The following is a 22,217-nucleotide window of genomic DNA, read 5'->3' as shown; positions in this document are numbered from 1 at the left end:
AAAAAGCCAGCGACTGTGTGCTGGCGTGAAGTCGATTACATAACGTTAAAAACAAAAAGCCCCTGCTGCATAAGCAACAGGGGCCGGATGAGAGTGGTTATCTCTGTTTTAGTGGGGCTGTGCTATCAGAAGGCGACTTTCAGCGTGGCCTGCCCGTTGTAACCGTCAGCGCTGTTACCGCTGACACTACGGGTATAGCCGCCTTGAATACCCAGCGTCACGTTCTGGCGGATAAGGGCATCGATACCCGCCTGGAGATCAACCGCTGTGCCATCCTGAGACGGGGTAAAGGTAACATTGCTTCCCGCCGTGGCCGTTCCCATGCTCAAATCACCATCTGAGCTGAAGGTACGAATAAAAGACGGACGCGCCCACCAGTTCACCGGCAGTTCGCTTACGCTGCGTTTCATGCTGTCGCCAAAACCAGCCTGTGTGGAAGTACCGTTACCGAAGGCCATCTCTGACTGGCTGCCGAAGCGAACACCGGCACGAATATGCTGTACGCTACCGTCACCGAGGTTCACGTAGCCGCCATTGTCATAGCCGTTATTCAGGGACAGCCCCTGCCAGACATACTGAAGCTGCGGCTCCAGTATCAGGCCACTGGTCACACTGAACGACAGGCCCGTTTCCAGCGAGCCCAGCCAGCCCCAGCCGTGGGTAGCGAAACTGTCTGCATCAGACGTCGCTTTCAGGTTATGACGGGAGCCCTGAGCCACCACATCCGCCCACAGGCCGCTGGCGGCATGCACGGCGGTCAGGTAACCGCCCAGGCTGTACACATCGTCACGGGCAGTCCCGGCGCGGGAGCGGTCATCGTCTTTTACATCAACAGAAGAATGTCCTGCTGCACCGTACACACCGGCTTTCAGTGATGGCGTACTCAACATGTCACCACCCAGCTGTACGAAGCCGTAGCTGCCGCTGCTTTCCGGTGTCGCACCCTGTGCAATTCCGCCGTTATTATCATGTCCCATGTGACCGCCCTGGATGCGTCCCCAGACTCCGCTGTCACCTTTGACCGCGCTGCGCTGGTTGTAACTGCCTGCCAGTGCGCGGTCATAGTCCATGCTCTGCGCAAACAGCGAAGCATAAAGAGCAACTTCAGCACGATAGCCAGCTTCGCTGGTCAGATACCAGTTTTCATCCGCAGCACCGTGGTTCAGGATGTAGTTATACGCACCAGCCTGCAGTTTGCTGCCAAGTGCAAAGGCCCCGGCATCCGTCGTGGCACCGTTAATCGCATCCACTACTTTGATGCCGTTCCCCGTGGTGGCGAGGCCCAGCCCGGCATCACCGGCATTGGTGAAATTCAGCCAGGTTTTACCCGTTGCCTGCCCACCATCAATAACCAGCATATCAGCCGGGAAGTCTGGGTTAGCCAGATTAATGCTCATGTTAATGGTGCCACCCTGGCCGACAATGTTTGTCGTGGTGAGCTTGCGGGGAGTAAAGGTAATATCAGAGGAAGCAGCAAACAGGCGAGTTCTGGCGGCATCGCTTTGCTCAGGCGCGAAGGTTATCGTACCGGCATTTTCAATGGTGCCGGTACTGATGACATCCCCCGTAATCGTCAGGTTTGCATGCTCAGCCAGGCTGGTGGTTCCGGCCAGCCCACCGCCATTTCCCACACTCAGCTCGCCGCCGCTGCCAACGGCTGTATTTTCCGCTATCGCACCGGATTTAACGCTAAAGTGACCGCCGTTTTCCAACCAGAGCCCACTGGCTTTGCCAGATGCAGCATCAATACTGAATTCACCATGCGCGTTTGTACCGCTGACCGTTGAACCGCTGTCGGCAATCAGGGCACCGCCCTCATTTATAGTCACGTTTGTCGCCGTTCCGCCGTTGTTAACCGCCAGCACACCGCCCTTATCGACCATTGTTGTGTCTGCGGCATTGTCAGTGAGGACATCCAGTCGCCCCCCATTTTCCAGCACCACATTGCTTGCGTTACCGGAAACCGAATCAACACTGAAGCTGCCTAGCCGGTTGGTGCCGGACACATCCGCAGCCGTATTTGTCACCAGTGCGCCACCGGCATTGATAATGACATCTGAGGCTTTGCCACCCGCCACCACGCTGAGTCTGCCGCTGTTATTGACCGTGGTATCGCTGACCTGAGCGCCGTCCTTAACTACCTGCCAGCCACCGTTGTTGATGACGGTATCCGTTGCTGCCGCACCGGAATGAACGTACTGATAGCCGCCATTTAGCGTGGTATTTTCTGCACTGCCATGAACGCTCTGGTCACCGCCAGCATTCACCGTCGTAGCGACGACGGTCCCTTGCTCGAAAACGACCTGGCGGCCATTTTCATTGATGGTTGTATTTGTTGCGGTACCAGAAACAAACATCCCGTCGCTGTTTTCCGAATCCGGACCACCCTGTGCGCCGGTATTCACAACGGTGCCAATTGCCTGAGCCCCCCCTTTAACTACCATGTAGCCGCCTTCATTAATGACGGTACCGCTGGCAATCCCGCCGGAATGTACCCATTGCTCGCCACCGTTCAGTACCGTACCGGAAGACTGACCGTGTACGCTCTGACCACCACCGGTATTTATCGTTGTATCGCTGGCACTGCCGCCTGCAAGCACCGCCTGAAGACCGTTACTGTTTATGGTGGTGTGGTTTGCTACGCCACCATCCTGTACGAACTGGCCGCCCTGATTGTTATCTTCATCATCGCTGCCGTACTCAAGCCCAGTGTTAATGGTGGTGTTATTCGCCTGCCCGTAAACCAGCTGCGTGTCGTTATTGCTGATAACCACCCCGTCAGTCGTCTCCCCGACAGGTACAGAGGTCTCTGCCGCCAGTGCTGTACCAGAGGTCAGTCCGGCAACGGCTAGTGCGAGTACTGCGCCAGTACGCTTTCCTTTTGCTTTTGCCAGTTCTGAAACAACCACAAATGCGCCAAGAACTTCGTTCCAGACCAGCCGATAGCTGGTATTCAGATTTCGCTTCATCGTATTAACCTTGTTGTGTGTAAATAAAAAAGCCAGCATCCACTCTCCGTGGATGCTGGCTGGTGAAAAACTTCAGGGTGAGGTAAATGCATTCAGCGACTGCTGGATGCAGCGGAAATGCGGCAGAGCCCGGGCAAAACCGGTATTCTCTGCCATCCGCCAGAGCCTCTCGTTACGTCTAAATATCTCCGTTGTGGGCTGTACCACATGGATTTCATTCAGGGTGAAAACAGCCGGGCGCTCCTGATATTCAGCGATCAGGTACCAGTGACCTTCCTGCATCATCAGCCGATACGGTGCCAGCCGTTCGCAACGCTGTCCGTCAGCAAGCAGCGTGACGCGATAGCAGGCGGTAATGGCTTTGACCAGACGATAGAATGACAGTGACGCTGACGGGCTGGTTATACCCACAGCTTCACCCGCCAGACAGGGCGCGTCGTTGCAGTTCAGCAGCAGGCTGACCAGTCGACGGTCCAGCCCCGGAAACAGATCGGCTACACCTGTACGGTGGGCGAAGGTCAGCACATCCAGCTCGGCCTGCGCACCACTCACCCCCGTCCGCAGGCGGTAACAACCGTTGCTACATTCAAGATCCAGATACATCAGCCGTTCACGAAAATCGCGGTACAGAGTACGTGCAGATACACCAAACTCTGCGGTCAGCCTGCGCATATCCAGCGTTTCACCTGCGACGAGGCGACTGATAATCAGCGACAGCCTGATCGCCAGCCTGTCGTGGCGGCGCTCTGTCTGTGTCATTATCATTTCTCCATACGAGTTAACTGACTGAAAGGGTTATGATTCTAAAGAAGGGGTCTGACAGGGTATGTCCGGGGCAATAACTATTTTTCGATGGACAGGAAGCCACTGATCACTGGGTAAGCTGGGGTTTTTGTTCAATTAATCAGCAACACAAGAAGAGGTGAATTGACAGGGCATGTCATTCTTTAACGAGGCATTAACTTTTCAGATGCAGAACCTGAATTTAAACAGACTGAAACTGTGACAACATCGTTTCCGCCATCACCCACAGCGCACGGTTGAGTTTTACGTCCCCGTCAATGCCACGCACCGCACGGGTATGCGTTCGTCCGCCTTTAGCATTGCGTCCACTAAGCCCGCCCTTAATCAGGTTTTCCTGTACACGCTGATAAGTGGTCCACAGATCATTGCTCTCATCCTGCCAGCGGCGTGGGGAGAGTATCTGCGATTCAGTAACAGGCTGGTGGTCCTCACCAAAGCGATACGTAAGCGCTGCTTTCGCAAGTGCCTGCTGCGCAGGTGGCGGTAGCATCAGAGACTGCATGGCATCGCTTTTCTCTTCCACCCGATCAAAAATCCCAAGCACTTCATAAGCCCCTTCAATCACCTGACTCACCACATCACCTTTATGTGGTACCCGCACCTCACCAAACGACTCACCGCAGACAAGCCCGTTCTGACACACCGCACGAAATAATCCCGGCAGCATTTGATACGAACTGGTGCCATCATGAGAGTTAAGCAGAATGATTTCCGGCACCTGTTTACCTGTAATTTGCCCCTCCCGCCGCAGGCGAAGCATGTGCCTGGTGTGTTCCCGACGCCCCGGGTCACGCACGCGGGTCTGACAGGCAAAGAATGGCTGAAAACCTTCGCGCTGCAGGCTGTCCAGCAGGGAGATAGTTGGAATATAGGTATAACGTTCGCTGCGGGATTCGTGTTTGTCCTGGCTGAAAACGCTGGGCACCACACGAAACAGTTCTTCGCGGGTTAACGGACGGTCACGACGGATAAGATTTGCTGCGCCAAAGCGCGAAGCCAGACGGGTCATAAGCAGACTCCTCATAACGGAAAACAATAATAGAAAGCCCTGCCGCACAGGCGACAGGGCTCATGGAATAACAGGTTGGAATTAAACGCTCAGAAGAAGAAATCCCAGACAGCACGGGCCACTGATACCACGGTGGTGCGCATGGCCTGAATGATGGTCCGCACCGGAGTCGGTATCAGCGGGAAAGTACTCACCGTATCCAGCACCGCACCGATAGTTTCACCAAAATCAACGCGCGCTTTTTCCTGGACTACTGTTGTGCGAAAGGGAGACTGCAGTTGCGCGACCACCGGGCTGCTGGCCTCGCGCGGCAGGCAGCGAATCATTCTCTCCGCCATTGTTCGTAATCCCCACTTAGCCCGGACCGATACGGCACATACAGGATGAACAGGCTGGAACAATTCATGCAGCAGGCAAATTTTACGGCTAATGTTTTGCTTCTGCTCTGTGGATAAGTAACCGCCACCGCTAGTGGGTTCGGTCTTGTCCGACTGACTAATAACAAACAGCACCTTATGCCGGTACGACTCACCAATTATCTGATGATAAAAATGCTCATCCACCGCCAGCGCCCGATCATCGGCCTTGATCAGCCACAGCACCAGGTCGAGCCGGGGAAGCTGATCACGGTACAGCCCGTCATACTCGCTATCGCGTGCACTACTTTCCCCTACGCCGGGCAAGTCTACCAACGTCATAACGCGCTCGCCAACCTGAAGGCGAAAGCGCAGAGGTTCCCGGGTGCAGGCTACCACATCGCTGACAGGAGATACCTCACCAGCAAACAGGGCATTGCAAAGGCTACTTTTGCCTGCTCCCGTTTTACCCATAATACCTATAACCGGTTCATACTCAGTTATCTGTCTTATTTGTTGCAATAAATGCTCAGTAACCCATTCAGGTAATCCAGATACCGGCTTTAGCAAAGAAGAATAACCGTATTTATTTTTCATAACCCCCCCCTCTTATTGATAATAAAAAGGCAGCTTACATGGCTGCCTTTTTGAATCCTTCATGGGGATGATATATATCCAAAAAAACATTCAGCGTGGATTCAATTTTTGCCTCCATGCCAGATGAACAGCATATTCAATAACTCTGGCATTTGAGATCCCTTCTCTCACAGATATATCACGAAGCTTATCATGAGTCTCCTGAGAAATGATCACGTTAAGGGCTTTATTTTTATCTGCACGCTTCTTCTCTCGGCTTTTCTGTGTGCTCAATGCACTTTTAAATTTCCTTATGAATAGTTCTCTTTCTGCTTCAGTTCTAAAAACATCCTCACGCCAGATAAAATATGACGCATAACAGTATGCGATTTTTTCTTCTGTTCCTTCAGCATGCCGATACTTTTGCAAGGTAATATTGTTTTCCTGCAAATAGTTCAGCAACCAGTCAATGGTCACCCCTGCCTTCCCATTAACATCAGAAAATAAATTTCTCTTTGTGATTAATTCATTCCACTCATTATGTAATTTTAGGATGTATTGTCTGGTATTTCCTTCAGAAATGCTTCTTACAACTTTATCTTTGATAAGCCGCACCCGAAGATTATGGACCGGCGGAATATCGAATCCTAAAGTGAATGGTTCATTTAACAGAGAATTTCCTGCCTGAACAGGGAAAGTGTTTGTATAGGGTGCATAACCCGCGGTAACGTGATCTTGATCTGTTTTACAAAGTAACCAATAACTAGCCCTGGAGTCTGTGGTGAACCATTCAAGCTCATCTTCACATGGAATCTCTTTTTTAGCCTCAACCCGGGTGTTATTGATAAAAGTATCTACTTCTCTTTCGGAACCTTTATTCCCACTCAATAATAAATTGCGCACTCTCTTTTCATAGTTTGCAAGATTTGCTTCGGACGACTCAGGAGGAATATCAACCTCGAATTTCTTTAATTTAAAGTACAAAAATAAAATGAGATTCCTTTCATCATAAAATGAAACCACCACTACCCCCTTGTCACTACGTGATTATAGGTACAAAAATGCCCATTTTTGCACATTAACTCAATGAGTTATTGTTGATAACGTGTATACGGTCACGAAAATTTGGCTTCTTGAGGACTGGGGGATAGCAGAGGGGAAGAAGTAAAAGAACTGTTTGGGTCCTGGATTACAAAGGGATATAAAACTCTAAGCGCAAATATAAACAGATTGAAATAGCCATAACGAATTATAAAAAACCTTACTGCTTTATATGCATGAAGTGGGACATTTCAATTTCCAGAATCACTTAAAAGGCTCATTATAATTTTTACATAACAACCGGTTGTTATGCCTGAACGCGAACTCAATTCCAAATTGAGCTCTGCCACACTAATAACAACCGGAGAATCTAATATGATAACTGAAACACTATTAACTGAAGACAAATTAGTTGACATGTTATTTATCACCACCCTAACTGGATTAACTGACAAGTGGTTCTATAAATTAATTAAAGATGGTGAATTTCCAAAACCTATTAAGCTAGGGAGAAGTTCTCGCTGGTTACAGAGTGAAGTTGAAAATTGGTTACGAGAACGAGTTAAAGCATCGCGAAGCTGAAATGAAATTACGCCCATGCCCCCAATCGGACTGCATGTTTATATCATAAATATCATTATATAACCCACATGTTAACTTCGGAGTAAAAATAAATGATCACCAGCTAATAAAATCACACCTTGCATGACACGCATTAAAATTAACACCCCGGATTGGTAATATATACAACAATATACTACACATCCAACCATCAACACACTCATCCATTGCAAGTATATAAACAACAATAGTCAATACACTCTGCACATATACACGCTCCCACAAATCAAACTAACAAACATTCAAATCAAAACCATAAATCACCATTTAATTACCTCATCAACCCAAGGTAAGACACAACCCTAGATACTATACAGACAACAGGAATTTATGATGCTTAATGATATTTATCTTGATCAACGTCATGCCCCATTCAATACAATGTATCTGCAACGGATGCTTCGCGTGATTAATAACGCTACAGCACAATACCCACGAACAATGGTTGTCCGTGTAGACCTACGACTTCCTGATAACCACGATGAATGTAAGGCTGGTCTTATCTCTCGATTTATAGAATCGCTTAATGCAAAGATTGAAGCACGATATCGAAGCAAACTAAAGCAGGGTATTCGATGCTACCCATGTCATTTACGTTACGCCTGGGTCCGGGAGGTTGGAGAAGTAAACAAGAAGTCTCATTACCACATGGTACTCTTTGTGAATAAAGATACTTTCAACGGGTTAGGGGTGTACGGTGAAGATGGAACTGGGTTAGCCAGCCTGATACAGGCAGCCTGGCTGAGTGCCTTACAGTTGAGCTCTCCCCCCGGATATCGAACGCTGGTACATATCCCGGACAACCCATTGTATTACCTGGACGTCAATAATTTAGACTACAAAACGGTTTACGATAAACTCACTTTCAGGCTGAGTTATTTTGCGAAGGAGCGCACCAAGTCATACAGCCGGAATGAACGCTCATTTGGCTGCAGCCAGTCCTGAGGCAAAACAAACTAAGTCTATAAAGATTTTTTCAGCCTGGCTCTAATCGACTGAATCTCAGCATACTCCGCTTTTGAAGCCTTGACACGTCAGTTGTTCTTTCACCTCTGAGTGGCTACTCGCGACTGCCTGCAGGAGACTGATTATGTTATTGACCGCAAAAGCCATTAACTGACTTTTCGACTTAATCTCCTTAAGTTATGTGAGAAATTTGCCGATATGAAAACATGATCCCCCAGTCGCTACTGACATGCCCTGTCAGTAGCGACTGGTAATCTCAAGGAAAAATCACAAGGAGAACGCGCATGAGCGGGCATGAGGTAATGGTACAAAGAATAACCGCTATTATTGCAGAACTTTACCAGTACGGTTTTGTATCACGTAAGAAGATGATGGACGAATTCAACATCAGTGAGCGTACTTTGTATCGTGATCTTAATCGTCTGGGCGACAGAATCGTCCCCGATGGTGATGGTATTTACAGGCTGGCTCCCGCTTACGCTAAACCTCAGGCTCTAAAAGAACAACAAAATCTCATCAATGCCCTAGGGATGGCAGAGTTATTCCCTGTAAAAAAAATCTTCTCCCAGCCTGACATGACTTCACTGATCATCAGATCGCTGCCCGGAGATCCAGAAGCGAAACGCGTACTTGAGAATAACTATAGTGTGTTCGATAAAGCGATTCGTGAAAATAGCCTTTGTGAATTTCATTATAAAGGGAAACATCGGACCGTCGCGCCTTATAAGCTTATTAACATAAAGAGCGTCTGGTATCTCGGTGCGGTAGAGAATGAAAAGGTTAAAGGATTCCAGCTCACCAAAATTCATTGGCTGAAATTTAAATCAGAGCACTTCACACCACAACCCCATATCACACAATACTTTGCTGAAGAAGATGATGTCTGGTTTTCTTTGGATAAGCAGATTGTACTCCTTAAAATTTCAGCCGACGTAAGCCATTTTTTTAAACGTCGAAATGTTCTGCCTGCCCAAAAGTTAATTCGTCAGGAACCTAATGGCGACTTGATCGTGCAAACCAAAATGGCACACGAAAACCAGCTATTTCCATTATTACGTTATTGGTTACCAAATCTCACTATTATTTCCCCGGTTAGCCTACAACAACTTTTTTATCAGAAGCTCAACCAGCAGATAATAGAAATGAAAAACCCATTGCAGTGAAATTATTTTTGACAACATACAGCAGGAGTAAAAAATGTTACGTGGTTCAGAAAGAAAAGAAGCATTAGCCAGTCTCAAAAGTGCAACTAACCGTTATGAAGTACAGGCTAAAGACACCCAAGATGAGATCACTGCCCTCTTTCTGTTACGCCAGAAATGCAGTAAGGACCTGATTGCCCGTGGTGAAAATTTTGTTAATCGACTGGCGAATACACCGAAAGAGTTTGATAAATCCTGGAGCGAATTGAAAGCGGAAATCGCTGAATTTGATAACGTGGTGGAAAAACTGGAAGAAGAATACCGCGCATCACATATTGGTAAAGGAACGGCTGCTGCGGGGGTTGCCGTTGGGGCGGGGGTCGCCGCATTTGCCCCTACGGCTGCGCTGGCGGTCGCAACAACTTTTGGTACAGCATCCACGGGTACCGCTATTGCTACGTTAAGCGGAGCTGCCGCAACAAATGCAGCCCTGGCATGGCTCGGCGGCGGCGCACTGGCTGCGGGTGGCGGTGGCATGTCAGCAGGAAGCGCACTACTGGCTCTGGCGGGTCCAATAGGCTGGGGGATTGGTGCTGTAGGCATCGCTGGCGGAACCTTACTAGCCCGTCGCAAAAACGGTAAAATCATTGATGAAGCACAACAGGAAGAGCGCCAGGTTCGCGCAAAAACCAGCGAACTTCGCGTGATGGAACGTGGTGCGCAAGAACTCAAGATGCTCACATCCGAGCACTATCATGGTACTGAAAGCATTATTGATGTGCTGGAAAAGGCTGCGCCTCAAGACTATTGCCAGTTTAATACCCAGCAGAAAGATCAATTAGGGGCATTGATTAACCATATCAATGCATTATCAAAACTGATCAACAAGAAAATCCAGTAATGAGCATTAACCATAATACAGTTGGCGACCAGCTTATCGGCAGCGCGGTTAACGCCATTAATCAGACCCGCATTGATAATGAACTGTTAAAACTATCGCAGCAGGATCGTGCATTTGAGTTGGCTGGCGAACAAATGCAAAAGGTGCGTGATTTCATCGCGTCACCGGCTAACATCCTGGGCTCAATGAGCACCAAACACGGTGAAATTGCTGAGCAGGTAGAAGTTGGCGTGCGCAATGCTCGCCAGGCAATAGAAGAAAGGGTTCAGGATGCCTCTGATCTTAGCGCCACGTTTGACGGAGTGGGTCGAACCGCTCCGGCGGATTATATGATAGATGGCGTTGACGTGCAGTCAAAGTTTATCAACGGAGTTAATAATAACCTGAACCATGTCCTTCAGCACATGGAAACCTATCCCAATTTCACCCAAGGAGAATCCTTTTACCATATCCCCAAAGACTCCTGGCAAACGATTCAGGATGTTATTGATGGGAAGCCGGTGGAGGGCTTGAGCGAAAAAACAATACAGGCTATCAGGGATAAAGTTACAGAAATTGAAAGTACAACGGGAAGATCCTTTAATGATGTCGTGCGTCCTGGAGTTTCTGATTACAAAGATGTTCAGTGGGGAAAAATTGACGAAACGCTTGATAAACATGATCAGGAATTAGCGGAACAGAACGAGGCAAAAAAAGCAGAAATTATTGACGATCACCAACCCTCCCTAAGTGAAGGCATGCGTGCAACCGCAATGGGAGCCGCTTTCGGTGGAACCTTTGCTCTTGTAACAGGTATATATAGCAAATACCGTGACGGTAAAAATATATTTCGTGGAGATTTCAACAGACAGGACTGGCAGGATGTCGGCTTAGATACATTGAAAGGTGCCGCTATTGGCGGTGTATCCGCCGGAGCAATTTATACCCTGACCAATTATGCCTCTCTGGGAGCACCGTTCGCCAGCGCGCTGGTCACTGCCGCTAAAGGTGTAAGCAATCTTGCTCTCTCCTATCAGCGCGGTGAGATTAATGCTGATGAATTTACCGATCTTGGCCTTATCATCTGCGCGGAATCTGCCATCGTTGGCGCAATGTCTGTCGCAGGTCAGGCAATCATCCCTGTGCCTGTTTTGGGGGCATTGGTTGGTTCTATCTCAGGGAAGTTTATGGTTACCGTAGCTAAAAATCTGGACAGTAAAGCACGCCAATTGCTGGCGAAAAAAATGGAGCAATTTACATGTCGCTTAAGTGAGATTGAGCAGAAAGCACTCAACCGAATTTTGAACGAGTTCGCGGCGCTGGGTGAGCTTACCGCAGCTGCATTTAGCGTGGAAAACAATCGCCGGTTGCTGGAAGCAAGCATCACGCTTGCCCAGGCCCACGGTGTTGAAGAGACGAAGATAATCAAAAATGCGGATGATCTTGACACATTTATGATGGCGTAGCACTCGAATAAAAATTACAGCAAGGATAAAACCACAATGCTACAGATAATTGGTGCGTTAATTTTACTGGTAATCGGTTTTGTTATTATAAAAGCGTTGTTTAAGGCATCTCTCAATATTCTAGGTGTGATATTAGGATTGGGTGCATTGATTGTTGCAGGCCCGCCTTTATTGGCGGGCTATATTGTAGAGCGCGTAACCTATGCGCTTCACTCACGTTGGCTGCTGGGTGTACCTCTTGCCATAGCAGGAATGGTGATTAGCTTTATGTGGGGACTTGATGGTAAACATATTGCCTACGAAGCTTATTCATTTGATTCAATGAAGTTTATTTTAACCGCTGCATTTGCCAGTGGCCTGCTTGCAGTACCTGTACAAACCAAGGCTATTCTACAAAACGGGCTTATACCAGCCGATATCAATGCCAAACTTAAAGAGTATTATTGCTGTTTTTATACGTCTTACTTTTTGATGGCCTGCTCTGCGGCTACACCGTTTATAGCCTGGCAATATAATATCTCATCTTCACTGATGTGGTGGACAGGATTGCTATACTGGATAGCAGCCTTACTGACACAGTTCTATGCGGCAAACCAAATTCAGGAACTCAAGAAGTTAACTAATGCCATCAATACAGGGTTAAATGAGCAAAAAGCGATCAATAACAAACTTTGGCTGACGGAACTAAAAGAAGGAAGTAACCTCTCAGCAGAATTCGTAGAGACTATCTATCTCAAGTTGGTCTCACAGCATATTTTTCAGGGCGATACTCGAGAGCAGGATCTGGCTGGTGAAAACTGGCTTTTAAATGATGCCTGGTATGAAAGAAAGATGGCTGAATTTAATGAGCAGTTAAACAGTAAAATAGTACACTCATCAGATGAGCTAAGAAGCCTTTTTGGTAATAGGCTGAATTTACCCTCTGCTGCGAATGATGATCTCCTGAACCGTTATCTTGATGGTGGGAACTATTATTCTTTTTCGGATGGTCGAAAATTTGTCTCGTTTCACTATGTCGACGAGCTTTGTACCTGCACTTCATGCGGTTTGAGCGAAATTAAAAACGCAAAACACCAAGGCGGTGGTGGGAGCCAAGAATGGTATTGCTCAGATATTTGCCGGGAAACGGAAAAACTCTGCATTGAAATTCACAAGCGACCACAGGCTGAATTTATTTCCAGTGCAGCAACAAACGGTTTGATTCTCATGACACTCCCGGAGGCCTGGAATACTAACGAAAAAATGTTTGCAGTGGGAGGACAAGGACATGGTTTTGCAGCCGAACGGGGAAATCATCTTACTGACAAAATCCAACTAAAAGATGCACATATTCTCGGTGATGATAATGCGAAAAATGGTGCAGACAGGCTGGTTAACGGTTCAGAGATTCAGACCAAATACTGTGCAACCGCTGCACGTAGCGTCGGTGCTGGTTTTGACGGACAAAACGGTAATTATCGCTATTATGACAGTAACGGAACCCCAATGCAGTTAGAGGTTCCGAAAGACCAGTATTCGAAAGCGCTTGAAACGATGGAGAACAAAATTCGCGATGGCAAAGTCCCCGGCGTTACCGATCCTGCAGAAGCCACAAAACTTGTACGTCAGGGACACCTGACTTATAGCCAGGCACAAAACATTACTAAGTTTGGCACGTTCGAATCTATCACTTACGACATTGCGGAAGGATCTATCATCAGCCTCGCAGCTGGAGGTATCAGCTTCGGTCTGACAGCTTCTATTTTCTACCTCAATACCGGCGATCGTAAGGCTGCGTTGCAAACGGCAGCAATACAGGCAGGTAAAACATTTACCCGCACACTGACAGTTTATGTGACGGTACAGCAATTACACCGTATCAGTGCCGTTCAGGGATTACTTAAAAATATTGATTTTGCCGCTGCCAGCCCGACAGTTCGTAATGCGCTTCAACAGGGAGTCGGAGCTAACAATCTCAACTCCCTTAACAAGATGATGCGTGGCACACTGGTTACCTCTTTCGCACTGGTCGCCGTGACCACTGGTCCGGATATGATCAAAATGGTGCGAGGTCGTATTTCTGGGGCACAGTTTATAAAAAATCTGGCAGTTACTTCATCTGGTGTGGCTGGGGGTGCAATTGGTTCTATTGCTGGCGGAATGATGCTTAGTCCATTAGGTCCTTTCGGTGCTTTAGCAGGACGCGCAGCTGGTGGCTTGTTAGGCGGTATGATTGCCACAGCGATTTCCAAAAAAATAGCGGGTGCACTGGTTGAAGACGACCGAGTAAAAGTGCTGGCTCTCATCCAGGAACAGGTTACATGGCTTGCAACAAGTTTCATGCTTACAGAACACGAACTTGAAAACCTGAACGCGAATCTGGCAACAGTAATTGACCAAAAAACCCTGGAGGTAATCTTCGCCGCAAAAGAGCAAGACCGAGCAACGGCCAATATGCTGATTAAACCACTTGTAGTAAGTGTGGTTAAGCAACGACCGGTCCTGAGCTATGAACAATCGCAAATCTGCGAAATGGTCGATCAGCTTGATACATCGGTTTCATTATCTGCTGTTGCATAATGAAAGGTATAAATTCATTACCATCGTGATATGGTGCTCTAGATGAAGCAAACTTAAATACCATTAACCCCATGATACCATTGTAAAATACAGAATAAACAATGGTAATCATCATAATGAACTGATTCGAACAGACTTTCGGAAGGGTATGAAGAATTAACAAATATGGGGGCAATTGCCCCCTTAATGTTTATTTCAGCCGTTTACCTGCATCATCAATAACCTTCTCACCGTCTTCCTTGGTGAAAGCCGCTTTCTGAGCATCTGGAAGGATATCCAGAACAACTTCAGAAGGACGAAACAGTTTGGTTCCCAGCGGCGTCACAACGATTAACCGAGCGTCAGTAAATTTCTCATCTGCAAAGCCCAGTTCCTCATAAGGCTCAACACTTTATTCCTTATTTGATAACATTACCCATTAATAGGTCAGGGTTAACTTGTGCTCATCGATTAGCAATATCTAGCTGCATGCGAAGCGTATCCTCCCAAGGAAGGTTATGAATGAATATGGTTTATCTCTCAGTCACTGTATTGACCCGTTCCCCGTTGAACCACACAGATTGTTGTTAGCCACTTCCGCCCCCGAACACGAAGAAACTCACGCTCAGCAAGGTCCATAGTGAGTGAGGAGCGGAAGTTAGTTTTGGGTAACGTCATCGGTGTAGCAGTTACCTTCTACAACGATAAAACAGTATCTATGGATAGCAATAAGGTATCGGTTAAATATATGGTGATTCAGTCTTCATTTTATTATCATGCGATATCTACTCATACATCTGCGATTAAATCATTGAGAGGCATGAGTGTTGGAAGACAGGCGTTAGCTAAGTCGCGGGAGCCTCTTGAGATAAGCAAGGGGATTTTTATATTATAAAGAAGGTTGTGTCTTTGATGGGTAAAGTTTATCACTATTGTGATCTCAATGCACTATTGAGCATTATAAATAATAAGAAACTTTGGATTTCATCGGCTGGAAATCTAAATGATTATACTGAAATAAATTATGCTAAAAACTATTTCTTGGATGCTCTGGATTCAAAGAGAAATCCATCTAATAATTATGTTATTGATGAGTTCCTTCTTTGCTTTCAAAACTCATTCCCACATCCTTATATTTGTAGTTTTTCAAAAAACAAAGATCTCTTAAGTCAATGGCGTGCCTATGCTAGTGATGGCTGTGGAGTATCAATTGGTTTTAATACTGAAGCCTTTGGGTTTTCTGACGTCGCCCCAGTTTTGGGTATGTCTGATATTCATTCCATAGGCATCAATGAAGTTTTTTATGATGATGTTAAAGTTATCCGTGAGTTTGCTGACCGCATGTCTAATGTTGTAATTGCATCATCTTTTCTTGATGACTCTCATAGATGGATGACCTATAATCATATAACAACTGAGGTCAGAACAAAATGCTTATTTACTAAAAATAAATTCTTTGAAGAAGAGCAAGAAGTGAGAATTGTACACCTTCCCTTTGTTACAGGGAATGAGCGTGGCGAATTTAACTTCTTACATTCAATTTCAAGGCCAAAGCAAAGAGTTACAGGAAATAGAATAACATCGTATTTCGAATATGATTTTTCCTCAAAAGAAAATCTTCTATTTGAAGTTGTTCTTGGCCCTAAATGTGAAATAAATAATTATGAAATTGAGATGTTACTAGCGTCGAATGGCTATCTAAAGATACCCGTATCTAGATCTGGTGCAAGTTACAGGTAATCTTTGTAATTTCCCTCGTTTGTACGAAACAACAGAAACAATGAAGAACTAGCCAAGTCTACAAGAGCATTTAGGTGTTGTCCGCTCCTCCCACGGAACGGACACGTTAACCGGGCTAAAAGTCCGATGTGAGCGAACAACTTAAGTAAGTGGCAATGTTTGAAAGAGGATAGCTAATTCACGCTGTTGCCTGCATAGCCGATACGCTAATGCGCTTTTCGCCCAAAAATGCTTTAAGTTCAGGCCACGTGGTTATTAGTTTATAAGAGTGAATTTCTTCTTCATCACTCACATGACGATCGACAACAATTGGCGGAAGTTCTGTTATTGGCTGTATATTTATTGACTTTTTCCCCTGTTGCAATATATCCCTTATCGAGTTATACAAAAATGGATTATATCGTTTGATATAATCTAATTTTTTCTGAACATCAGGAACTGAGAGCACAGAAAGAAATAATCTGTAATTTTCAGTTTTCATTTCAGTGGGTCCTAAACCTAGGGTGATAAATGCTTCTTTTAAATTCTTGTTTTGTTGCTCACTATAAATCTCGTCAAAGGGTATTTCTGATTCAAAAGAAATCAATGTTCGACTTATACCCGGCTGATTAACTTTTGACGCTTCATTCAGAATTATGTTTTTGAAATTTTTAAGAGTGATAATATCTGGAGCACCTTCAATGTTAGAAAATAATTTTTTGTACTCCGGCGTGGAAATTTCCTTTCCCTCTAAAAAAGAAGATATTGCCTGAAAAGTGCTATTAGTCATTCCACTACCTGATTGAGCAACCCCAGGCAATGCGGTTGAATTCATAGTAAAGTTTGGCGATTTAAATTTCATGCAAAATGGGCGATATAGAAGTCCATCGCCTTCTTGTGAATTCCATAGAAACATTAATTCAAGATAAGGCTTATGGTTCGGATTGATATAATCATAGCAGCAATTAAGAAAACCTATCAATATCTTAGATTGGCCATCAATATCAAAGCATTCACCATCCTGAAAGTTTTGATGAATATTTTCCCTCAATAACTCGATGATTTTGAATCCTGACCTAATATCACCACTGAAAGCCACGCATAAATTACTTCCTATTTGGTGTATTTTTTGAATGCAATTAAAATAACGAACTTCCCCGCCAGTCAATGTTATTGTTGCCTGAATATCGGCTACGCAGACAAACCCATTAAAGCAGTTCCCTCCAACCACCCAAGTCATAATATCCATCCTTTTAATTTCAATTCTTTCGAAGCTGCATGTTCGTCCAAAACTTTATCGATATCATTTATTTAATCTTCCATTAACTATATCTGCTATGGCCTATAGAAGCTAATTTTTATTTCCAAGAGTTCAGTGATGTCTTCTCGCAAACAAACGTTACCCGTTGTTGAAATATCGCTCATAGTCCCATTCATCCTGCCTGTGATTATCAATAAGCACAAACTCGTCAACATCCTCCTAACTTTACAGCGATGACCTAACAGATAAACCCATCGCTATGCCCGCGCAGGGCAGCTGGTGCATACGTCTGGCGATGGCTCGTGAGTGGCGTGACGTAGTGAACAAGCATGGCTAGGATGTGACACTGCCTGATGTGAGAGTCAAAGGTAAGCCAGTAGCCTCAGATACAAGTAGTTGGCGGAGCAGCTCAGCATATGCAGCGGCCAGCCCGTGACTGCGTCGGCTTCTCATTACTGAATGATTAATGCTGTCTGACGGGAAAGCACTTTCACCAAAAAGTTTGAACACAGGGCCGGTAAGGTCCGCTCTTTCTAAATGGCTCATTTGCTCCAGCGCTTAGTGTAATGTAAAAATCTCCTTCGAAAACAATCATCCTCTCAGAGTAGAGGCCGATAAATCGCTATGGATATAGGTAAACAGCGGTCATAAATATGCCAGCTCCGGCGTGTGGATAAATATACGTGCGGAGCCGCGCTAAGAACTGAGGAGGGGAAGCAGACAGTGAAACTTTATGAGAACGTGGTTATTGGTAATTTCCTGTACGGACTGGGCGTCTCTGTAGGGGCACAGCTTCGCGGGCATGTATTGCCAGCATCTGTCAATCTGCTCCAACAGACGCCTGAGGACAAGGCGCTGGCTGATGTCCTGCTTTCCTTTCCCGGCACCCTACGGCTAATTGAGTTCAAATCTGCGGATAACCGCTCTGGTAAAGAGGCCGCCCGTTTCAGAAAGCTCTCTCACGCGCTAGGAAGTGATGTGAGGCTGAGGCCACTCTCTCACCGAATCCACTGGTATGTTGAAACAACGCCTGACGTTCAGGTGGGTGTGAAAACCTACTTTTCGAGCTATCTCATCGCCCTCTCTCGGTCCCCCCGTCAGGCTGAGCCCCTGAACCTTGAGAACTTTATTGCACAGACAACCCGTAGCATCTTTTCGACTCAGGTTAATGCCGAAGATCCGGTTGCCGTCAGTGACTACCTGAAACTGGTCAGGTGGTGCCAGGGCGTGGACGCAGAGAGCAACGCGGGCGCGCTTATCGTCGTTTGTGACGGCAGCGGTAATCTGAGGTATGCAGAGCTGAAGAATATGATGGAGCTTTCGATGACACATGAGAAATGGCTCCTGTACAGGCATGAAGTAGATCGCCAGCCAAAGCTGGAGAGAGAGCAATCATTAGACCACGACAGAGGGATTGAGCTGAGCCTATGAAAAACACAAATTCCGTCAGTGAACACGACATACGCCTCTTTTTTGAGGCCGCAGACAGGCTCCTTCAGGCCGCACAGCAGCAGGGAAAAACAGCAGACAGGGCAACGTCAGCACTGATTCATTCCGCAACATCTCATGAAAAACAGATGAGAGAGGTCAGAGATGATGTTATCAGTGCCGTTACAGCAATGGCCGACTCAACGGCTCAGAGGTCTGCACGACTTCTGGCGGACCATTTCCGCGAAGCCGATCGAGCCGCAGACGGTGCAACTAACCGCTATGAACGAGCCTGCAGGTCTCTTGGTTGGCGAAGCTGGCTCTGGTTTCTGGCTGCACAGGGGGTTCTGTGCAGTGTGGTCATTGTGCTTATCCTGACGCTTGTTCCCTCACTGGATGAGATACACGAGCGACGCTCAACGCTGGCGCAGCTACATAAGGAGACTGAGGGCTTCCCGTTATACTGGGGAAATTGCAACGTTGACGGCAAAGTCACCCGGTGTTTCCGGACGGATGATAAGGCAGGAAATTTTACGTCTGAAGATGGCAGCACCTGGCACGTTCCATGGCAGAAACCTTAGGCCAAGCAGGGCTTGGGATAAACGCATCGGTACCCTGCCTGCAAAAGACTCCAGGCCCGACAGAATTTCTCAGTGCCATCGCCTGAATTTTCGGAGATGAGAGTGCGACGTCAAAAAAAGAGAAAAAGCCCCCACAGGTTTCCCTATGGGGACTTCACTCAGGTGCGGCTGCTGTGAGCGAAAAGCGGACATAAATATGTCGCGTCAAAAATATGATGATAATTACTCTCCTGCCAGGACAGGTTGCTCCATCCTGGCACAAGACATACCTCAGGATGCCAGTTTCATCATAATAAGGCCTGCTACAATCACCACCGCAGCGAATATGCGCATCGGTGTGGCAGGTTCCCCCAGAAAATACAGGCCTGCAACAAATGAGCCTACTGCCCCTATCCCGGTCCAGATGGTATATGCCGTGCCCAGTGGTAATGAGCGCATTGCTGCCGAGAGTAAGGCAAAACTCGCTATCATACCGACGAGAGTCACTATCGAGTACAGTGGGCGGGTAAACCCGTCAGACAATTTCATCGCATAAGCCCATACGACTTCAAGCAAACCCGCAGCCGTCAGCATTAACCAGGCCATAATTTCTCCTCTTAATATATGTCCGGGTCGTCCCGAAGAAAGCCTCTGATGTAACGGGTCGTCCCGCTACGGCCTGAATAAAATGGAATCCCTGCTTAAACCATCAGCAATGAGATTTGAACGATGGCCAGATACGGGCCAACAGAGAAATAACCAGTACTGTCGACAGCGTGCACAGGCTTAACACCAGTGGCGCATAAGCTCCCAACATCATCAACTGACCCGCAGCTGCGGTGCCAAGTGAGCCCGCAGTAATTTTCATTGCACCCACCCAGACAAAGACCTGCCCCCGGCAGGATGGTGGGGAGTATTCACTGCGTGCGGCAAGCGTGGCGGCGAAAAAAGCGGCATTAAGCACCCCGGTTATGAAGAAGCAGAAAAACACGGGTAAAAAACTGCTGACCACCAGCATGGAAAGCAGGCCTGCGACAATCAGCCCTCCGGAGCTCAGCATCAGCCTGTCGGGTTCACCTCTCAGTGGGATAACCATCAGGCATACCGATCCCGCCAGATTACCCGCTCCGTAGGCCACGGTAAGAAAAGCGGCTGTGGCTGCTGGAACACCAAGAACATCAGCCATACTCACCGCAACAACCGGCAGGACGGCGACAGCAAAGGCGACGGCCATCGTCAGGTACAGTGTCCTGCACAGCGGTGTGTGCCGGATCATCATACTCATCGTTGTGATGGCACCGGCAACCTCTGTAGGCTTGCCGCTGTGTGTAACCGGCGAAACCGGTAGCCGCATGATAAAGAAAGCAGCGAAAACAGTACCAACGGCCAGAAGGTAAAACGCCGCAGAAGGCGAAGCCCAGGCGGATATGGCGGCAACAGCAGAGGGACCCAGCGTGCCACCGAAACCGTAGGTTGCCACATCAAGACCCTGAGCCCGGCGCTGACTTCGCTGGTCCGGCCCTGCCATGGCAGGCAGGAAAGCACTGATCCCACCTGTCAGGAGTGGGCCACAGAGTCCTGCGGCGATAAGAAGCAATGCCGTCAAAAGTAAAGGGACGTGGCCGAAAGTCACTGTCATAATCCCTGTAATAAAGGCATACGCCAGGCAGGCCATCGCAATGACCCTGCGCCCGTCGCTGGCGGTATCGATCCTGCGGGCAATAAACGGCCCCAGCATATGTGGGAGGGTAATGCAGGCAGCCATCCACCCCGTCACTGTGTAATACTGTTCAGATGACTGGCACAGTAAGATCACTGCCAGCACCCCGCCGCCATCCGCAATGCGTGCCAGCATCGCGGCACAGGCATAGCGGACAAGACCTGCCTTAACAGGCGCGTTTGTACACTGAAGGGTCGTCATGAAGATTATTGCCTGGCCAGGTTTCAGGAGGACCGCCAGAGTGCCGGTCCTGTCGGTGGGTTACTTCAGCTCCAGCGCGGTGATCACTCGGGCAATATCCGCGATATCGCCCGCTGACAGCGGTTGCAGAGGACGAGGCAGGCAATCCGTATCGGTCAGTCCAAGCACACCAGCGGCAGCGGCAATCACACGAATACTCCCGCCATGTTTACGGAACAGCGCCCACAGCGGTTCCAGTCGGGTTGTCAATGCCATAACACGAGCGTGATCCCCTGCTGCTGCTGCCTCGGTGATCTGCTTTGCGGTTTGCGGGAACAGACCGCCACACACAGAGTACCAGACCTCGCAGCCTGCATTTAATCCCAGTCCGGCATACATATCGCCACTGATACCGATTGTCACTCCCGGGCAAAGATGTTGGCGTAGCGCATTCACCCGCTCAGCGGCCGCTGCCGGGCTATCCGGGACGCCAGGGATCTTAACCGAACGAACCCCCGCCAGTGATGAGAGACGACCGTGCAGTTCATCCGTAAAGGTAAAATGTGTGGTACCCGGATTATCGTAGACACAGACCGGAACAGACGCATGCCGGGTCACCGCCTCAAAAAGCGCGAAGACCTCTTCATCACGGAGTGACTGGTAACTGACCGCCGGGAGCAACAGGGCATCTGCGCCTGCTGCCTGCGCATCATCAACCAGATGCAGGATGGCATCGGTGCTGACTGCCCCCACGCACACCATCACAGGGATATCTCCAGCAAGCTGTTTAGCCAGAGTCGCGATGCGATTGCGCTGCTCCCGGGTCAGATACGCGTAGCTTCCGGTTGAACCCAGAATGCCCAGAGAATCAACACGGGCCGCCGTCAGGCGGGCCAGAATCTTACTGAACCCCTGTTCGTCGACGCCGCTGGCGGTGACGGGAGTTAGCGGAAAAGCAGACAAGCCGGTGAACATTGTGTT

At 47.8% G+C, this 22,217-nt stretch carries 17 protein-coding genes and 2 pseudogenes; 9 read left to right on the top strand and 10 right to left on the bottom strand.

The features are described 5' to 3' along the window. Positions 1 to 125 precede the first annotated feature (125 nt). The 5 genes from OGX80_RS03060 to OGX80_RS03040 form a co-directional block, all read right to left on the bottom strand. Positions 126 to 2,969: an Ag43/Cah family autotransporter adhesin gene (locus OGX80_RS03060; RefSeq protein WP_192466320.1), complete on the bottom strand. Its 2,844-nt coding sequence runs from the start codon at positions 2,967 to 2,969 to the stop codon at positions 126 to 128. A 72-nt stretch (positions 2,970 to 3,041) separates the two neighbouring features. Continuing rightward, positions 3,042 to 3,728 (bottom strand): WYL domain-containing protein, encoded by a 687-nt coding sequence (locus OGX80_RS03055; protein ID WP_047738081.1) that lies wholly within the window; start codon positions 3,726 to 3,728, stop codon positions 3,042 to 3,044. A gap of 226 nt (positions 3,729 to 3,954) precedes the next feature. Beyond that, positions 3,955 to 4,782 (bottom strand): DUF932 domain-containing protein, encoded by an 828-nt coding sequence (locus tag OGX80_RS03050; protein ID WP_101743939.1) that lies wholly within the window; start codon positions 4,780 to 4,782, stop codon positions 3,955 to 3,957. Between the two features lie 89 nt (positions 4,783 to 4,871). Next, positions 4,872 to 5,735, bottom strand: coding sequence for a GTPase family protein (locus tag OGX80_RS03045; protein ID WP_101743940.1), 864 nt, complete (start codon positions 5,733 to 5,735; stop codon positions 4,872 to 4,874). A gap of 90 nt (positions 5,736 to 5,825) precedes the next feature. Continuing rightward, on the bottom strand, positions 5,826 to 6,737 hold the full coding sequence (locus OGX80_RS03040) for a hypothetical protein (protein WP_233644134.1): 912 nt from the start codon (positions 6,735 to 6,737) through the stop codon (positions 5,826 to 5,828). A gap of 393 nt (positions 6,738 to 7,130) precedes the next feature. On the opposite strand from OGX80_RS03040, the gene OGX80_RS03035 reads away from it, so the two are divergent. From OGX80_RS03035 to OGX80_RS03010, 6 genes are all read left to right on the top strand, one after another. After that, complete coding sequence (locus OGX80_RS03035) at positions 7,131 to 7,337, top strand: helix-turn-helix transcriptional regulator (protein ID WP_072197167.1); 207 nt, start codon at positions 7,131 to 7,133, stop codon at positions 7,335 to 7,337. Between the two features lie 372 nt (positions 7,338 to 7,709). Then, a complete protein-coding gene (locus OGX80_RS03030; RefSeq protein WP_101743942.1) occupies positions 7,710 to 8,321 on the top strand; it encodes an inovirus Gp2 family protein in 612 nt (203 codons plus the stop codon). Between the two features lie 305 nt (positions 8,322 to 8,626). Next, positions 8,627 to 9,505 carry a helix-turn-helix transcriptional regulator gene (locus tag OGX80_RS03025; protein WP_101743943.1) on the top strand — a complete coding sequence of 293 codons (879 nt, stop codon included), beginning with the start codon at positions 8,627 to 8,629 and terminating at the stop codon, positions 9,503 to 9,505. A gap of 34 nt (positions 9,506 to 9,539) precedes the next feature. Beyond that, entirely contained in the window at positions 9,540 to 10,385 is an 846-nt protein-coding gene (locus OGX80_RS03020) for a hypothetical protein (RefSeq protein ID WP_101743944.1), read from the top strand. Further along, positions 10,385 to 11,830, top strand: coding sequence for a hypothetical protein (locus OGX80_RS03015; RefSeq protein ID WP_233644135.1), 1,446 nt, complete (start codon positions 10,385 to 10,387; stop codon positions 11,828 to 11,830). The genes OGX80_RS03020 and OGX80_RS03015 overlap by 1 nt, the downstream gene beginning before the upstream one ends. Positions 11,831 to 11,866: 36 nt before the next feature. Then, positions 11,867 to 14,389, top strand: a complete 2,523-nt coding sequence (locus OGX80_RS03010; protein WP_233644136.1) for a YeeR family protein — start codon at positions 11,867 to 11,869, stop codon at positions 14,387 to 14,389. A gap of 190 nt (positions 14,390 to 14,579) precedes the next feature. On the opposite strand, the pseudogene OGX80_RS03005 reads toward OGX80_RS03010, so the two are convergent. Continuing rightward, a pseudogene (locus OGX80_RS03005) lies at positions 14,580 to 14,780 on the bottom strand (thioredoxin domain-containing protein); the annotation flags it as partial. A gap of 500 nt (positions 14,781 to 15,280) precedes the next feature. On the opposite strand from OGX80_RS03005, the gene OGX80_RS03000 reads away from it, so the two are divergent. Further along, positions 15,281 to 16,108 (top strand): DUF2971 domain-containing protein, encoded by an 828-nt coding sequence (locus OGX80_RS03000; protein ID WP_072197166.1) that lies wholly within the window; start codon positions 15,281 to 15,283, stop codon positions 16,106 to 16,108. Positions 16,109 to 16,286: 178 nt separating this feature from the next. On the opposite strand, the gene OGX80_RS02995 is transcribed toward OGX80_RS03000, so the two are convergent. Next, entirely contained in the window at positions 16,287 to 17,327 is a 1,041-nt protein-coding gene (locus OGX80_RS02995) for an Ntn hydrolase family protein (RefSeq protein ID WP_180961886.1), read from the bottom strand. Positions 17,328 to 17,571: 244 nt separating this feature from the next. Between OGX80_RS02995 and OGX80_RS02990 the strand changes: the two are divergent. Next, positions 17,572 to 17,682, top strand: a pseudogene (locus OGX80_RS02990) (alpha/beta hydrolase); the annotation flags it as partial. A 389-nt stretch (positions 17,683 to 18,071) separates the two neighbouring features. Continuing rightward, the gene (locus OGX80_RS02985; RefSeq protein ID WP_047738102.1) at positions 18,072 to 18,779 is read left to right on the top strand and encodes a hypothetical protein; all 708 of its coding nucleotides are present in this window, start codon (positions 18,072 to 18,074) and stop codon (positions 18,777 to 18,779) included. A gap of 848 nt (positions 18,780 to 19,627) precedes the next feature. Here OGX80_RS02985 and OGX80_RS02980 read toward each other — a convergent pair. From OGX80_RS02980 to OGX80_RS02970, 3 genes are all read right to left on the bottom strand, one after another. Next, the gene (locus OGX80_RS02980; RefSeq protein ID WP_063135111.1) at positions 19,628 to 19,942 is read right to left on the bottom strand and encodes a DMT family transporter; all 315 of its coding nucleotides are present in this window, start codon (positions 19,940 to 19,942) and stop codon (positions 19,628 to 19,630) included. 103 nt (positions 19,943 to 20,045) lie between these two features. Further along, positions 20,046 to 21,257: an MFS transporter gene (locus OGX80_RS02975; RefSeq protein ID WP_233644137.1), complete on the bottom strand. Its 1,212-nt coding sequence runs from the start codon at positions 21,255 to 21,257 to the stop codon at positions 20,046 to 20,048. 60 nt (positions 21,258 to 21,317) lie between these two features. Continuing rightward, entirely contained in the window at positions 21,318 to 22,211 is an 894-nt protein-coding gene (locus OGX80_RS02970) for a dihydrodipicolinate synthase family protein (RefSeq protein ID WP_048229290.1), read from the bottom strand. Positions 22,212 to 22,217 lie beyond the last annotated feature (6 nt).

This window comes from Citrobacter sp. CK194, from assembly GCF_030333395.1.
GTDB classification, from domain to species: Bacteria; Pseudomonadota; Gammaproteobacteria; order Enterobacterales; family Enterobacteriaceae; genus Citrobacter_B; species Citrobacter_B koseri.
Note: the sequence above shows the minus strand (reverse complement) of the source record. Positions and strands in the feature narration are given on the sequence as shown.

Bases quoted from the DNA above. Each gene is read 5' to 3' on its own strand.
- OGX80_RS03010 (WP_233644136.1), top strand. From the start codon at position 11,867: ATGCTACAGATAATTGGTGCGTTAATTTTACTGGTAATCGGTTTTGTT.
- OGX80_RS02995 (WP_180961886.1), bottom strand. From the start codon at position 17,327: ATGACTTGGGTGGTTGGAGGGAACTGCTTTAATGGGTTTGTCTGCGTA.
- OGX80_RS03060 (WP_192466320.1), bottom strand. From the start codon at position 2,969: ATGAAGCGAAATCTGAATACCAGCTATCGGCTGGTCTGGAACGAAGTT.
- OGX80_RS03035 (WP_072197167.1), top strand. From the start codon at position 7,131: ATGATAACTGAAACACTATTAACTGAAGACAAATTAGTTGACATGTTA.
- OGX80_RS02970 (WP_048229290.1), bottom strand. From the start codon at position 22,211: ATGTTCACCGGCTTGTCTGCTTTTCCGCTAACTCCCGTCACCGCCAGC.
- OGX80_RS03030 (WP_101743942.1), top strand. From the start codon at position 7,710: ATGCTTAATGATATTTATCTTGATCAACGTCATGCCCCATTCAATACA.
- OGX80_RS03025 (WP_101743943.1), top strand. From the start codon at position 8,627: ATGAGCGGGCATGAGGTAATGGTACAAAGAATAACCGCTATTATTGCA.
- OGX80_RS03020 (WP_101743944.1), top strand. From the start codon at position 9,540: ATGTTACGTGGTTCAGAAAGAAAAGAAGCATTAGCCAGTCTCAAAAGT.
- OGX80_RS03055 (WP_047738081.1), bottom strand. From the start codon at position 3,728: ATGACACAGACAGAGCGCCGCCACGACAGGCTGGCGATCAGGCTGTCG.
- OGX80_RS03050 (WP_101743939.1), bottom strand. From the start codon at position 4,782: ATGACCCGTCTGGCTTCGCGCTTTGGCGCAGCAAATCTTATCCGTCGT.
- OGX80_RS03045 (WP_101743940.1), bottom strand. From the start codon at position 5,735: ATGAAAAATAAATACGGTTATTCTTCTTTGCTAAAGCCGGTATCTGGA.
- OGX80_RS03015 (WP_233644135.1), top strand. From the start codon at position 10,385: ATGAGCATTAACCATAATACAGTTGGCGACCAGCTTATCGGCAGCGCG.
- OGX80_RS03000 (WP_072197166.1), top strand. From the start codon at position 15,281: ATGGGTAAAGTTTATCACTATTGTGATCTCAATGCACTATTGAGCATT.
- OGX80_RS02975 (WP_233644137.1), bottom strand. From the start codon at position 21,257: ATGACGACCCTTCAGTGTACAAACGCGCCTGTTAAGGCAGGTCTTGTC.
- OGX80_RS02980 (WP_063135111.1), bottom strand. From the start codon at position 19,942: ATGGCCTGGTTAATGCTGACGGCTGCGGGTTTGCTTGAAGTCGTATGG.